The organism is Vermiculatibacterium agrestimuris (genome assembly GCF_943193085.1).
GTDB lineage: Bacteria > Bacillota > Clostridia > Oscillospirales > Oscillospiraceae > Vermiculatibacterium > Vermiculatibacterium agrestimuris.
On record NZ_CALPCU010000005.1, the window covers coordinates 1 to 13,314 of the forward strand.

At 62.2% G+C, this 13,314-nt stretch carries 11 protein-coding genes and 5 tRNA genes; 10 read left to right on the top strand and 6 right to left on the bottom strand.

What is annotated here, in order from left to right:
• Nucleotides 1–48 precede the first annotated feature (48 nt).
• A complete protein-coding gene (locus NFR87_RS02530; protein ID WP_251445906.1) occupies nucleotides 49–588 on the bottom strand; it encodes a DUF4330 family protein in 540 nt (179 codons plus the stop codon).
• Nucleotides 589–731: 143 nt separating this feature from the next.
• Here NFR87_RS02530 and csaB point away from each other — a divergent pair, with 143 nt between their 5' ends.
• The 5 genes from csaB (at nucleotide 732) to NFR87_RS02555 (ending at nucleotide 6,672) form a co-directional block, all read left to right on the top strand.
• Nucleotides 732–2,972 (top strand): polysaccharide pyruvyl transferase CsaB, encoded by a 2,241-nt coding sequence (csaB, locus tag NFR87_RS02535; protein WP_251445908.1) that lies wholly within the window; start codon nucleotides 732–734, stop codon nucleotides 2,970–2,972.
• Complete coding sequence (locus NFR87_RS02540) at nucleotides 2,969–4,054, top strand: glycosyltransferase family protein (RefSeq protein WP_251445910.1); 1,086 nt, start codon at nucleotides 2,969–2,971, stop codon at nucleotides 4,052–4,054. The genes csaB and NFR87_RS02540 overlap by 4 nt, the downstream gene beginning before the upstream one ends.
• 158 nt (nucleotides 4,055–4,212) lie before the next feature.
• Nucleotides 4,213–5,001 (top strand): MerR family transcriptional regulator, encoded by a 789-nt coding sequence (locus NFR87_RS02545; protein WP_251445912.1) that lies wholly within the window; start codon nucleotides 4,213–4,215, stop codon nucleotides 4,999–5,001.
• Nucleotides 5,002–5,052: 51 nt separating this feature from the next.
• Nucleotides 5,053–5,988: an inorganic phosphate transporter gene (locus tag NFR87_RS02550; RefSeq protein WP_251445914.1), complete on the top strand. Its 936-nt coding sequence runs from the start codon at nucleotides 5,053–5,055 to the stop codon at nucleotides 5,986–5,988.
• 27 nt (nucleotides 5,989–6,015) lie between these two features.
• Nucleotides 6,016–6,672, top strand: coding sequence for an HAD family hydrolase (locus NFR87_RS02555; protein WP_251445915.1), 657 nt, complete (start codon nucleotides 6,016–6,018; stop codon nucleotides 6,670–6,672).
• Nucleotides 6,673–6,743: 71 nt separating this feature from the next.
• Here the strand turns inward: NFR87_RS02555 and NFR87_RS02560 are convergent, their stop codons facing one another.
• The 5 genes from NFR87_RS02560 to NFR87_RS02580 all read right to left on the bottom strand — a co-directional run bounded on the left by NFR87_RS02560 (nucleotide 6,744) and on the right by NFR87_RS02580 (nucleotide 12,392).
• The gene (locus NFR87_RS02560; protein WP_251445917.1) at nucleotides 6,744–8,114 is read right to left on the bottom strand and encodes an alanine/glycine:cation symporter family protein; all 1,371 of its coding nucleotides are present in this window, start codon (nucleotides 8,112–8,114) and stop codon (nucleotides 6,744–6,746) included.
• Nucleotides 8,115–8,188: 74 nt separating this feature from the next.
• Entirely contained in the window at nucleotides 8,189–9,004 is an 816-nt protein-coding gene (locus tag NFR87_RS02565) for an ATP-binding protein (RefSeq protein ID WP_251445919.1), read from the bottom strand.
• Nucleotides 9,005–9,958: 954 nt separating this feature from the next.
• Entirely contained in the window at nucleotides 9,959–10,750 is a 792-nt protein-coding gene (locus NFR87_RS02570) for a sporulation initiation factor Spo0A C-terminal domain-containing protein (RefSeq protein ID WP_251445921.1), read from the bottom strand.
• A 149-nt stretch (nucleotides 10,751–10,899) separates the two neighbouring features.
• A complete protein-coding gene (locus NFR87_RS02575) occupies nucleotides 10,900–12,084 on the bottom strand; it encodes a DUF2812 domain-containing protein (protein ID WP_251445923.1) in 1,185 nt (394 codons plus the stop codon).
• Nucleotides 12,081–12,392 (bottom strand): PadR family transcriptional regulator, encoded by a 312-nt coding sequence (locus NFR87_RS02580; RefSeq protein ID WP_251445926.1) that lies wholly within the window; start codon nucleotides 12,390–12,392, stop codon nucleotides 12,081–12,083. Before NFR87_RS02580 ends, NFR87_RS02575 begins: the two co-directional genes overlap by 4 nt.
• Before the next feature lie 178 nt (nucleotides 12,393–12,570).
• On the opposite strand from NFR87_RS02580, the gene NFR87_RS02585 reads away from it, so the two are divergent.
• The 5 genes from NFR87_RS02585 (at nucleotide 12,571) to NFR87_RS02605 (ending at nucleotide 13,263) form a co-directional block, all read left to right on the top strand.
• A tRNA-Val gene (locus NFR87_RS02585) sits at nucleotides 12,571–12,646 on the top strand.
• A gap of 3 nt (nucleotides 12,647–12,649) precedes the next feature.
• Nucleotides 12,650–12,726: transfer RNA gene (locus NFR87_RS02590), tRNA-Asp, on the top strand.
• A 3-nt stretch (nucleotides 12,727–12,729) separates the two neighbouring features.
• Nucleotides 12,730–12,805 (top strand) — tRNA-Phe (locus NFR87_RS02595).
• A gap of 191 nt (nucleotides 12,806–12,996) precedes the next feature.
• Nucleotides 12,997–13,072 (top strand) — tRNA-Gly (locus NFR87_RS02600).
• Between the two features lie 117 nt (nucleotides 13,073–13,189).
• Nucleotides 13,190–13,263 (top strand) — tRNA-Cys (locus NFR87_RS02605).
• Nucleotides 13,264–13,314 lie beyond the last annotated feature (51 nt).

Consider the following 13,314-nt stretch of genomic DNA (forward strand, 5'->3'; position numbering starts at 1 on the left):
CCCCCCCCCCCCCCCCCCCCCCCCCCCCCTCCCGATGTCATATTCCTTTTAATGATCCGCACCGGTACCATTGGCCCATTCACAGGTGAGAATGGTGCCGTAGGGCAGCTCAAAATGGGTGGTCTTGATAATGTGCTGTTTGCCCACCCGCACCTCCTGGGTGCCCAGGTCGGTCTTGATATTGTTGCCCGTGTAAGCCTGGACTTCAAAGACCAGATCCAGGGTATCGTCCTGGCCGGTGGTCACAGCCACCACGCCGTTGGAGGTGGCCACCGCCGCCGAGGTGGGCCGGGGATTCGCGGTGACACTGGTGATATAACCCGGCAGAAGCTCCCCGTTGGCCATGAGCTGGTCGCCGGGCTTTCCGGCAGCCTGGGCCGCCTCGATATAGCCCTTGATGCTCTCGTAGACCTCCGGCTCGATCTTCTCCGCCTTGACGGTATAGGTGAAGTTGGTGCCCACCTCTACCCTGGCCGACCCCAGGCGGCCTGTCATCTTCAGCGCCACCGCCACGGCGATGACCGCCACAATGAGAACGACCAGCAGGTCGATAATATTGATCTTTCCGAAAATTTTCCCGTTTTTCATACTCTTTCTCCTCATACCGGCGGCAGGGGCCGTCGATTTTTCAGTTGTATATTTTTCCCCATGTGGTACAATAGGAAACGAACGTTGCCTGTATTTTACCACATTCCCCCTGTGGTCTACAAGTCTTTTTTCGGAGGAAGAGCATGAAAGTTATCCATCTCATCTCGGGAGGCGACTCCGGCGGAGCCAAGACCCATGTCCATATGCTGCTCCAAAACCTCTCCCAGACCATCGACGTGACCATGGTCTGCTTTATGGACGGCCCCTTCGCCCAGGAGGCAAAGGCGCTGGGCATCCGCACCGTGATCTTCCCCGGCCGGAACATCCTCAGGGTCTACCGCCAGCTCAAGACCTTTATCCGGGAGGGCGGCTACGAGCTTATCCACTGCCACGGCGCCAGGGGCAACCTGATGGGCTCCCTCCTGCGCCGCTCCACCGGTCTTCCCGTGGTGTCCACCGTCCACTCCGACTACCGGCTGGACTACCTGGGCCGTCCCCTGGCCCGGATCACCTACGGCTTGGTAAACACTGTGGCCCTGCGGCAGCTGGACTACCGCATCGGCGTCTCCGACGCCATGACCGACCTGCTCATCTCCCGGGGCTTCGACCCGGACAAGCTCTTCACCATCTATAACGGCATCGACTACACCCCCCGCCGCCCCGCCCTGTCCCGGGAGGAGTACCTCCAAAGCCTTGGAGTGGACTGGCCCGCGGACAGCGTCATCGTGGGTATTGCCGCCCGGCTCAACCCGGTGAAGGACATCCCCACCCTGGTGCGGGGCTTTGCCGCCGCCCACCAGACCTGTCCTCAGCTGCGGCTGCTCATCGCCGGCGACGGCGAGCAGATGGAGCTGCTCAAAAAGCTCTCCGCCGACCTGGGCGTGGCCGGCGCGGTCTGCTTCGCCGGATGGGTCAGCGACACCGACAGCTTCTATAACGCCTTGGACATCAACACCCTCACCTCCCTCAGCGAGACCTTTCCCTATTCCGTCACCGAGGGGGCCCGGGCCTCACTGCCCATCGTGGCCAGCCGGGTGGGCGGCATCCCCTATCTCATTGACCACGGGGTCAACGGCTTTCTCTTTGAGGCCGGAGACGCCGGCGCCCTGGCCAGGCACCTGGTGACCCTGGCGCAGGACAAGGCCCTGCGGGAGCACATGGGCCACCGGCTCTATGAGAAGGGCCGCACCCAGTTCTCCCTGGAGAGCACCCTGGAGCGGCAGCTGGAGATCTACCGCACCATCCTGCGCCGGAAGGCGCGCAAGACGGGAGAGCGTGACGGAGCCCTGGTCTGCGGCGCCTATGGCCGGGGAAACGCCGGGGACGACGCCATTTTGGAGGCCATCGTCCGGGAGCTGCGCCAGCTGGATCCCGACCTTCCCGTGTGGGTGCTCTCCCGCAAGCCCAAGGATACCCGGCAGGCCTACCGGGTCAACTCCATCTATACCTTCAACATTCCCCGCTTCCTCTCCCGCATGGGCAAGACCCGGCTCTACATCAACGGCGGCGGCTCCCTCATGCAGGACGCCACCAGCCGCCGGAGCCTGTGGTTCTATCTCTTCACCATCTCCGCGGCCAAGATCCTGGGCAACAAGGTGATGATGTACGGCTGCGGCATCGGGCCCATCCAGTATCCTTCCAACCGGAGGCTCTGCTCCAAAGTCCTGCAGCGCCGGGTGGACGTCATCACCCTTCGGGACACCCACTCCAAAACCGAATTGGAAGCCATGGGCATTACCGCCCCGGAGGTCATCCTCTCCGCCGATCCCACCGTCATCCTCCCCGCCGCCGAGAGCGCCACGGTGGACGGCATTCTGGAAAGCGCGGGTCTGGATCCCAACGGCCGCTATATCGGCTTCACCCTGCGGCCCTGGCCCGGCTTTGAGGCCAAGCTGGACGTCCTGGCCCAGTGCGCCGACTACGCCTATGAGGCCTACGGCCTCACCCCCCTGTTCCTGCCCATCGAGCGGCGGCTGGATGTCAGCGCCGCCCAGCAGGTGGCCCGGCGGATGAAGGCCCCCTACTACCTCCTCCCCGACACCGGCTCCTCCTCCCACTCCATCGGCCTGTTCGCCCGGATGCAGGTGGTGGTGTCCATGCGTCTTCACGCCCTGGTCTTCGCCGCCGGGCAGGGTGTGCCCCTGGTGGGCGTGGTCTACGACCCCAAGATCAGCTCCTTCCTCAGCTATATCGGCCAGGATCTCTACACCGACCTGGACGTCATCACCCCGGAGGGTCTGAAGGCCCACATCGACGCCGCCGTGGCCCGCATCGGGGACGAGGCCTTCCTCTCCCAGGGCGTAGACCGCCTGCGGCAGATCGAGCGCCGCAACCAGGCCGCCGCCGGCAAGCTCCTGGGCATGGAGGAGGGCGGCGAGAGATGAGGCAGATCGTATGTATTGCCGGGGAGACCTGGCAGAGCTCCCCCACCCGCACCCAGCAGCTCATGACCCGCATGAAGGACGCCCAGATCCTCTACTTTGAGCCTCCGGCGTCCAAGGGCGCCCACCACGTCCGCGCCGGCCGCCGGGTGCGCCCCAATCTGATCGTCTATTCCCTGCCCACCGCCCTCACCGACGAGCCCTCCAACAGCATCCTCTACCGGTACTCCCGCGCCCGCGCCGCCCGGTTTCTCCAGTCCGTTCTGGAAAAGCACCATTTTCGCGACCCGGTGCTCTGGTGCGCCAGCCCCTACGGAGCCCAGTTCCTGGAGGACATCTCCTACCGGGGCCTGGTCTATGACTGCTACCGGGACTGGCGGGAGTGCCCCGACCCCTGGGAGGGCGACCTCACCGCCGCCGCCGATGTGGTCTTCGCCGCCTCCCCCGACCTGATGCGCCGGCTCATGCTTTGGAACCTGAATGTGGCGCTGCTCCCCTTCGGGTGCAATTATCCCATGTTCGCCAAGGAGAGTCTCTCCCGTCCCGCCGCTCTGGCGGGGCTTCGCGGCCCCATCCTGGGCTTTGTGGGCACCCTGTGGCCCGACCTGGATCTGGCCCCCCTTATCCGCCTGGCCCAGGCCCGGCCGGACTGCTCCATCGTACTTGTGGGGGCCGACCTGGGCTGTGCCGCCCTCCCCGATCTGGCGGCCTTCCCCAACGTCTATTTGCCGGGCCCCGCCGATCCCGTCGACCTGCCCGACTATCTCAACGCCTTCCAGGTCTGTCTCTACCCTCTGCGCCGCAGCGAGCTGCAAAGCGACATCCTCCACTCCCGCCTCTTTGAATACCTCTCCTCGGGCAAGCCCATCGTGGCCATGCTCCGCCCCGACCAGGTGGAGCACTTTCCCGATGTGATCTACGGGGCCCATTCCCCTGCCGAGTTTGCCGCACTGTGCACCCGGGCTCTGGAGGAGCGGGGCCCCTGGGTTCGCGACCGCCGCCGGGAGTACGGCAAAGCCGCCGCCTGGAGCGAACGGGCCAACGAGGTCAACCGGATTTTGGAGAGCATCGGCCTATTCAGCTGATCTCAGAAAATAACGCCGCCGTCTCGGCCCCATGGCCAAGGCGGCGTTCCCTTTCCCTCCGCCGTCCACTTTTTTCACTTTCCTCTTGACCTTCCCACTGTGTCAGGGTGTACCATACCCCAGGAACCGGTTCTCCACAACATCAAAGGAGGTATGCCATGCTCACCATCGGCGAATTTTCCCGGCTGGGCCGGGTATCCACCCGGATGCTCCGGCACTATGACGCCCTGGGTCTCCTCTGCCCCGATCAGGTGGGGGAGAACGGCTACCGCTACTACCGCCAGGAACAGTTGACCCTGCTTTTGAACATCCAGCGGCTCCAGAAATACGGCTTTCGCCTCTCCGAGGTGGGGCAGCTCCTGTCCCTGCCCGACGAGGAGCTCCTGCCCCGCCTCCACCGCCGCCGTCTGGACGCCCACTACGAGATCCACCTGATGCAGGAGCGGCTGCGGGAGCTGGAGGCAGACATCCTCCGAATGGAGGGAAGACCCATGCCAGAAGAAAAGTACCATGTGATCGTCATGCCCGACCCGGCGCAGACCGTTTTCGGTATCCGCCGCATTACCCCGGTCAGCCAGTTCCACGACCTGTTCCAGGAGCTTCGTCAGGAGCTGAAGGCGCGGGGGCTCAAGCAGACCGGCGCCGTCCAAATGCTCTACCACAGCGAGGAGTTCGACTACGAGGGGGCCGATGTGGAGGTGCAGGCGGTGGTGGAGTCCGGCCCCGGCACCACGGTGAAGCCCCCCTATGCCGCCTGCGCCGCCGTCACCCACAGGGGCCCCTATGAGGGCCTCCCCGGCGCCTACGAGGCCCTGGCGGCCTGGATGGCCGACCATCCGAACTACCGCATCTGCGGCCCTGTCATCGACCGCTACCTCAACGACCCGGACACCACGCCTCCGGAGCAGCTGGAGACCGGTGTTCTTTTTCCTATCGAAAAAATTTAAGCCCACATATCCGGGCACCCCCTGCCGTAAAATGCGGCAGGGGGTGTTTCCATGTCTGCATATCCGATCCTTTTCCTGCTTGCCGCCGTCATCCTGGTCAACGGCTGGACAGACGCCCCCAACGCCATCGCCGCCCCCGTGGCGGCAGGGGTGCTCCCCTTTCCCCTGGCGGCGGCCCTGGCGGCGGTGTGCAACCTTCTGGGGGTGGTCTGCACCGCCCGGGTCAGCGACGCCGTGGCCCGCACGCTCTATTCTATCGCCGACTTCGGGCCCCAGGCCCTCACCGCCCTGTCCGCCGCCCTCTCCGCCACCGTTCTCTGGGCGGTGTTCGCCTGGCGGTTCGGCGTCCCCACCAGCGAGAGCCACGCCCTGGTCGCCGGCCTCACAGGCTCCGCCCTGGCCTTGGGGACGGAGCGGCTCCACCTGGCCCCCCTGGCCTGGGTGGGGCTGGGCCTTATACTCTCTCTGGCCCTCGGCTTCCTGCTGGGCCGTCTGTTCCGCGCCCGGCTCCCCCACTGCCGGGAGGCGCTCTACCGCCGGGGCCAGATCTTGGGCGCCGCCCTGACCGCCTTCCTCCACGGGGCTCAGGACGGTCAGAAATTCCTGGGGGTCATGGCCCTCATCCTCGCCCTGGACTGCGGGGGGTACTCCCTCCCCCACTGGGCCAGCCGGGCCTGCGCCCTCCTTATGGCGCTGGGCACTCTCATTGGCGGCCGGCGGATCATCGACACCGTGGGCCGGAAGCTGGTGACCCTGGACCCCCGCGCCGGCTTCGCCGCCGAGGCCGGCTGCGCCGCCGCCCTGGCTCTGTGCACCCTCTGGGGTTTTCCGGTATCCACCACCCACGCAAAAACCGCCGCCATCCTTGGCGCCGGGGCCGCTCCCGACGGAAAGGTGGCGGGCTCCCTGGGCCTTGCCTGGCTGCTCACCTTTCCCGCCTGTGGTTTTTTGGCCTTTTTTCTCGTCAAGTGTCTCCTTTTGTGGTAGAATATCTCTGCCAAAGGAGGCTTTCATATGCGCTATGATACCGTGATCTTCGATCTGGACGGCACCCTTTTGAACACGCTGGACGATCTGGCGGCGGCCACCAACTACGCCCTGGCGCAAATGGGCTGGCCCACCCGCACCACCGAGGAGGTGCGCGCCTTCGTGGGCAACGGCGCACAGCTCCTCATCCGCCGGGCCGCACCCACGCAGAGCACCCAGCAGGAGCTGCAGCAGTGCCTGGAGCTGTTCAAGGCCCGCTACCAGGCCCACAGAATGGACGCCACCGCCCCCTACCCCGGCGTGATGGAGATGCTGGAGGCCCTGCGGAAAAAGGGCTGCAAGCTGGCGGTGTGCTCCAACAAGTTCGACGCGGCGGTGAAGAGCCTGGCCCAGGACTTCTTCCCCGGCGCCTTGGACGCCGCCGCCGGAGAGAACGAGGCGGCGGGCGTCCCCAAAAAGCCTCACCCCGCCATGGTGCTCCGGATCATGGAGGCCCTGGGCGCCCTTCCCGCTCAAACGGTCTATGTGGGGGACGCGGACACTGATATCGACACCGCCCGCAACGCCGGCATCTCCTGCGTCTCGGTGACCTGGGGCTTCCGGGACAGGGCCTTCCTCCTGGCCCACGGAGCACAGACGCTGATCAACGCTCCCATGGAGCTGGCAGACATTGTGGAGGGCTGACGCTGCCCGCCGAAGTCTGTTCCCCTGAACCAAAAATACTGCCCCGGCGAAGCATTCGCCGGGGCAGTGTTCTATTTCAGCTCCTCCAGCGCCTCTCCGGCCAATGCCAAAACAGCCAGCAGGTTCGGCAGCGCCATCAGTCCGTTGCAGATGTCGCTCAGAGCCCACACCTGCCCCACCTCTCCCACGCTCCCCAGGGCCACTGTCACCAGGAACACCAGCCGGAAGGGCCGGCCCAGGCTCTCCTCTCCTGTCAGGTGGGCCAGGCCCCGCTCGCCGTAGTAATCCCACCCCAGCAGGGATGTGAATGCGAACAGGAGCAGGCAGACAGCCACGATAATGTTCCCCCAACGGCCAAATAGAGTGGCGAAGGCCGCCCCGGCCAGGGGCGCGCCGGTCATGTCCCCCGTCACGCTCCCTCCCTCTATGGCCGCCAGCGCCCCCGCCGGATCGTAGACCCCGGAGGTGAGGATGGCCAGGGCGGTGACCGAGCAGACCACCAGGGTGGCGAAAAAGACCTCGAACATCCCCCAATAGCCCTCCTGGGCGGGGCTTTCCGCGTCGGCGGCTGCGTGGGCCATGGCGGAGGAGCCTACGCCCGCCTCGTTGGTGAACACCCCCCGGGCCACTCCGTAGCGCAGGGCGGCGGAGACGGTATAGCCCGCGCCGCCGCCCACCGCCGCTCTGGGCGAAAGGGCACAGCCCACGATCTGCCCCAGGGCGGGCAGCACCATATCCCGGTGGGCGGCGATGACCCCCACGCCTGTCACCAGGAAAAGCAGAGCCATAGCGGGCACCAGCCGCTCGCTGACCTTTCCCACCCGGCCGATGCCGCCCAAGATCACCGCCCCGGTGCATACCGCCACCACAAGGCCCACCCCCAGCCGGGGCAGGCCGAAGCCGGCGTGGAGGGCGGCGGAGATGGAGTTGGACTGCACCAGAGCGCCGCCGGTGAGGGAGGCCAGCACGCACCACAGGGAAAACCACCTGGCCCCCACGCGCCAGCCCAGCCGCCGTTCCATGTACTCCATGGGGCCGCCCTCCCAGCCGCCGCCCCTGACTCTGCGGCGGTACTTTACCGCCAGGGTCTTCTCCACAAAACTGGTCATAAGTCCCAGCAGGGCGGATACCCACATCCAGAATACCGCCCCCGGCCCGCCGAAAAAAATGGCGGTGGCCACCCCGGCGATGGAGCCGGTGCCGATGGTGGAGGCCAAAGCGGTGGCCAGGGCTTGAAACTGGGTCAAGCCCCCCGTTTTCTCCCCGCTCCGGCGCACCCGCCTTCTTCCCCCAAACACCAGCTCGAACACGGAACCCTTCAGCCAGGTCTTCAGAGAAAAGAGCTGGAAAAACCCGCTTTTCAGCGTACAGAAAAAGCCAACCAACAAAAAAAGCCCCAGCAGCCAGGGCTGCCAAAGCCCATCTGCCACCCGTTCCAGCATGACCGCACCCCCCTCTTCAAAGAGGTATGCGCCCCCCGGCCGGAAAAGACCCCCTTTGTCCCAAAAGCCCCGTGTCAGACTCCCTCCCCTGCCGGTGTTCGGGCAAGGCTCCGCTCATAGTCGATCCCCGTCGGGGCGGAGTGGACGCAGAGTGTGGCGCGGCCGTCCATGACCAGCGAGATCGCCTTGGTAAAGGCCCCTTCTTCATATTCCTCCACCCGGATACTGCCGCCGCACGCCGCCATGATCTCCCGCAGGTCGGCCAGGCCGTGGCCCGTTCCGCCGGTGGTAAGGCCGCGCTTGCCAAACTCCCGGAGGATCTCCGGGGGAAAGGGAAGGCCCGTATCACAGATCTTGATCTGATAGCCGTCCTGGGTCTCGCCCAGGATGAGGAGGACGCGCTTGTCCTCTCCCTCCTGCAGGCTCACGGCCCGAAAGGCGTTGCTCACCAGATCGCCCACCATCTGCTGGAGCTGGAATTGACTCAGAACGCCCTGCTGCACCAGAGCGGTGACGGGCGCGGTCACCACGCAGTCCAGAACGATGCCCTGCTCCGCCGCGTCCTCCCGCGCCCTCTGCAGCTGGCCGTCCAGAAAGAGCAGGCCGGTGGAGGAAAAGTTGGGCGCCTCCAGCAGTTCCCGCGCGCTGTCAGCGGATACCTCCCGTTCCAGCTCAGAGACCTCGTCAATGGCGCAGCCCACTTCTGCCGCCGTTTCCCAGCGGTGCTCCCGCAGCAGGGTTCTCTGCATCATCCGCAGCTCCCGTTTCACGGCGGGGATGACCGATTTATATTTGTGGGCATGGCGCACCAGCTCATCAATACGCTTGGATTGCTCCTCCTCAATTTTCTGCTGTTCCGAGGTGCCCTTGGCCCATATAAGCAATATCACACCAAATAAGGTAATCACTATTAGTGTGTACGTATCAAATTCTTTTCGGGATTCAATTCCATTGTTGGAAAGAACACTGTATGATATAACAAACAATATCCCAAAAGCTGTTACAATCCATTTGTAATATTTGCTTGTAGTTATTTTCCAAAACGTAAGATTCATGTAATGCATAACCATAAAGCATAGAAAAATATGGATTACACAAACAGATATTCCGCAAAAAAGCTTATACTCCTGCATTCCAACCGATGCTAAAAGAGCAAAGCCTACTATAACAGAACTCCCCCACAGCATTTTCGTTATTAGGTACGTAAGTATAGCCTCTACCACATTCTGACTACTTATGTGTCTATATGCTATTCCATTTAGGCATCCGCTTACACATACATTTAGAAGCGGCAGAAACTGTTTTCCTGTTACGATTCCCACAACAGTCGAAATTAGGGCAATCAAAACCATGTGAAGCCTTCTGAACCAACACTTGCTCATTTTTGATTTAGGGAAAATCTTTCGATACAGTTGTGTCCAAGTAATTGCAAAGACAATTTCCTCAATAATAAATGCGGTTTTCATCATTTTTCGCTTCCTTTCAACACTTTTTTGCTTGATAAGCGCAAATATAATACCGCATTATCTTCAATAACAAAATAAAAAGAATGGGAGCACCATTTTGGTGCTCCCTTCTTAATCCCTGTTAGGATCAAAAATGATCCTTAACAAAATCAATCAGGTCATCCAGCCAATCGCCCTGCTTGCGCATGAAGAAACCCTCCTCTCTGTACCGTTTGTCGTAACGGTACCATGAGAGGAGGGTCTTCCTATGTCGAATCAAAGGGGATGTATTTGGTCGCTTTTCGTCGCTTTTCGTCCGACTGCTGGTATGAAAACGCCAAAGATGTTGAAACCGCTGTGTTCCCTACTGTCGGATTTTGTCTTACGAAAACCGCCCTTTTAATCGGAAAATTTGTTGGCGTAGTAGCCGATGAACTCCTTCAGCTCCGGCTTGCCCTTTTCCGGGTTCACATACTGGGTAAATTCCCGCTGGAGGGTCTCCAGATCCGTGTGCCGCCAGGCGGACTCGATCCTGGTGCGCATGGCCTTCTCCAGGCTGATCCTGGTCACGTGATACTGCTCCATCAGCGCCGGATAGATCACGTTGTCCAGATCCACGATGCACCCCTCCGTCTTGGCGGCTATGAGGATGGAGTCCACCAGATAGTTGTGGGAAAACGTCCCCGGGGTGATGCCGATGCGGCCCATGGCCTCCACCACCTTCTTGCGCCTGCGCGCCTCCGGGGCGAGGATCGTATCAGCGGCGGCCTTCTGCTCCACCGGCGTTCCGAGGAAGAAGGGCCGCATCTCCCGGAGAAAGTCGGCCACCATCTCCGGGCCCCGCTCCGCATAGCCGACCATGTTCTTGGACTGGATGTGTCCGCTGCCGTTGGCGCGCACGCCCCGAAGGGTGACCGGTTCGGTCGTCCAGGTGGTCACCAGCACATAGGGGTTGAAGGGCAGGGCCTTGAGCTTGGGCAGCAGCTGTACGCCGTTGCCCTCCTTCAGCTCCAGATCCAGGATGACCGCGTCCGGGGCGTTGACCTCCACCGCCGCCAGACCTGCCGCGGCTCCGTCCTCGGCCGCCACCAGCTCTATGTCCTCCACCGTATCGAAGTACTCCGCGAACCGCTGTACCTCCATAAGGTCGTCTTCGATCATAACGATCTTCATCACAGGTTCCTTTCCCATTTTTTCTGCTCCTTCCTTGTTAAAATTTTCACGTTTCAGTGCTTTTGGAAAGTATATCATAATTTGCGCAAAATGCAAATTTTTTTGACAAAAAAAGCCCGGCGGATCCCTTCCGCCGGACTTTTCTCCCTTTTTCGACTGATTTCGCGCTACTCCAGCGCCGCCATCATGGCGGCCAGCTCCTCCTGGAATTCCAGCAAGTCCTTCTCTCCCCGGTACTCCACCCGCATTACTGTTCTGCCCCGGCGCAGTACCAGAGTGGTCTGCGGCACGCCCCGGCCGTTCTCTCCCCGCTTCGCGGAGACGGCGTCGAAGGCGGCGTCCGGGACGAGACCCTCCACCGGATCGTAGCCGTACCAGCCGATGCGGCCCTGCTCCTCCCAATAGGCTTGAGCCAGGGCGGTCAGGGGGAAACGGCGGATGCTGTACTGCACCACGGGCACCTGATCCCAATAGTTCCCCTCCACCTCATAGTGGGGGAAAGAGCTGTACTGCCGCCAGTACCAGTATTCCATCTCCAGCAAAGTCCCGCCGTGGGAGACATAGTCCATGTTGTACATCCGGTCTCCGGTGGCCCGGAGGCCGTCCCCCTCGATCTCCTCAATGGTCAGCAGTTGGGCCTCCGACGCGGGGTAGGCCCGGTAATCCATGCCCAGGAAGAGCTGGCAGGTGTTGATGACCACGGGGATGAGCACCACCACCCCCGCCGCCAGCAGCCAGCCGCCCCGACGGCCTAACTCCGGGGTCTGGCCCGCCGCGATGGAGCGGCGGAAGCGGCGCAGCCGCCCGAGGCCAAGGAACCAGGACAAGTCCACCAAGGCAAGGCCCAACACCGTCAGCAGGAGGGCAGCCAGGGGATAGTGGGCAAAGGCGGTCACCGGATAGCCGTCGTGCAGGTAGGTAAAGGCAACGCCCACCATATTGTAATAGAGGGCAAGCAGCAGCGCATTGGCCGCCAGCAGCCCCAGGCCGCCCAGGAGCTTCTGCCGGAAAAACCGGCCCAGGGCCCAGTCCATGCTCTCCGGGTCGGTATAGGCCCGGGCCTCCCGGTCACCGGTGGCGTAGACGAAGTAGCTGCCCCGGAAGGGGCCCAGGTACCGCCAGCCCGCCTGGGCGTAGAGGTCGGCCAGCTCCGGCGGCTCCTCCGACACGGAGCCCCGGGCCGGCTCCAGATGGATCCGCAGGCTTGCCGGCGCCTCCCTTTGAAATGCGGTAAGCGGCCCCGTGGTCATAAAAAAGATCAGTCCCTCCCCCGCCATCTCCTCCAGCCACCGCTCCAGGGCGGGGATGTCATAGCCGTTGACCGGGGTCACACGCCAGCACAGTTTACTCATTGGGCTTCCTCCTCTCCGTCGGCCACACAGCAGCGCAGGCGGGAGAGCTCCTCGCCATAGGCCGCGCGGCCCTTGTCCGTCAGATGATAGGTGCGCCTGCGGCCCTCTACCAGAGTCTCCTCGATGAGCCCCTCCTCCAAAAACCGGGCCAGCAGAGTGTAGAGCGTCCCAGGGCCCAGCTTCACCCTGCCCCCGGTGCGCCGCTCTACGAACTGGGCGATCTCGATGCCGCACATGTCCCGCTTCAAAAAGGACATGAGCACATAGAACATGGGCTCCGTCAACGCGCCCCAGATCCGGTTTCCCATAGCCCCCCTCCTTTATCGACCTTCGATATCGACTATCGATATTATAGCGCAGTCTCTCTTCCCTGTCAAGAGCGGGCGCGCGCAGCACAAGAAAAATTCCCAAATGTTGAATTTTTCCTTGACAGCGGGCTGCGGTTTTAGTATAATAATCCTCGCCGCTTAAACTAAAAAACAGCAGGGGAGCATAGCTCAGCTGGTAGAGCGCACGCCTTACACGCGTGATGTCACAGGTTCGAGCCCTGTTGTTCCCACCAAATGGCGTGGTAGTTCAGTTGGTTAGAACGCCGGCCTGTCACGCCGGAGGTCGTGGGTTCAAGTCCCATCCGCGTCGCCATTTGCCTCTGTAGCTCAGTTGGTAGAGCAGAGGACTGAAAATCCTCGTGTCACTGGTTCGATTCCGGTCGGAGGCACCAGAAAGAAATTCTCCCGGAATGGGGACATTCCGGGAGAATCCTTTTCAAAGGTATTGCATAGTATGGAGTATTCCCCAATGGGGGCCCCGGCAAATCGCAAAGCGATTTGGTGGGGAGAGGAGAAATAGCGAAATGAGCGAGCTTTTCCGCTTGCGGGGAAGCGAGGAATATGAAGCTTATTTCGACGACGTGCGGGCATAGCTCATCTGGTAGAGCGCCACCTTGCCAAGGTGGAGGTAGCGAGTTCGAGCCTCGTTGCCCGCTCCAAAAGATCCCAGGGCCCCCAAAAAGCATTTTTGCTTTTTGGGAGAAGGAAGAAGAACGTTGCGGATATGAAGCTTTCACCGCAGGTGGAAGCGAAATGGAGCAAAGTTCTTCTGACGCGGCGACGTAGCCAAGTGGTAAGGCAGAGGTCTGCAAAATCTCCACCCCCAGTTCGAGTCTGGGCGTCGCCTCCAAAAAAACAAAGAACCCCAATGGGGTTCTTTGTTTTTTTATATCCAGTCAAC

Excerpts from the sequence above, each read along its gene's own strand:
- NFR87_RS02530 (WP_251445906.1), bottom strand. The coding sequence starts at position 588 with ATGAAAAACGGGAAAATTTTCGGAAAGATCAATATTATCGACCTGCTG.
- csaB (WP_251445908.1), top strand. The coding sequence starts at position 732 with ATGAAAGTTATCCATCTCATCTCGGGAGGCGACTCCGGCGGAGCCAAG.
- NFR87_RS02540 (WP_251445910.1), top strand. The coding sequence starts at position 2,969 with ATGAGGCAGATCGTATGTATTGCCGGGGAGACCTGGCAGAGCTCCCCC.
- NFR87_RS02545 (WP_251445912.1), top strand. The coding sequence starts at position 4,213 with ATGCTCACCATCGGCGAATTTTCCCGGCTGGGCCGGGTATCCACCCGG.
- NFR87_RS02550 (WP_251445914.1), top strand. The coding sequence starts at position 5,053 with ATGTCTGCATATCCGATCCTTTTCCTGCTTGCCGCCGTCATCCTGGTC.
- NFR87_RS02555 (WP_251445915.1), top strand. The coding sequence starts at position 6,016 with ATGCGCTATGATACCGTGATCTTCGATCTGGACGGCACCCTTTTGAAC.
- NFR87_RS02560 (WP_251445917.1), bottom strand. The coding sequence starts at position 8,114 with ATGCTGGAACGGGTGGCAGATGGGCTTTGGCAGCCCTGGCTGCTGGGG.
- NFR87_RS02570 (WP_251445921.1), bottom strand. The coding sequence starts at position 10,750 with ATGGGAAAGGAACCTGTGATGAAGATCGTTATGATCGAAGACGACCTT.
- NFR87_RS02575 (WP_251445923.1), bottom strand. The coding sequence starts at position 12,084 with ATGAGTAAACTGTGCTGGCGTGTGACCCCGGTCAACGGCTATGACATC.
- NFR87_RS02580 (WP_251445926.1), bottom strand. The coding sequence starts at position 12,392 with ATGGGAAACCGGATCTGGGGCGCGTTGACGGAGCCCATGTTCTATGTG.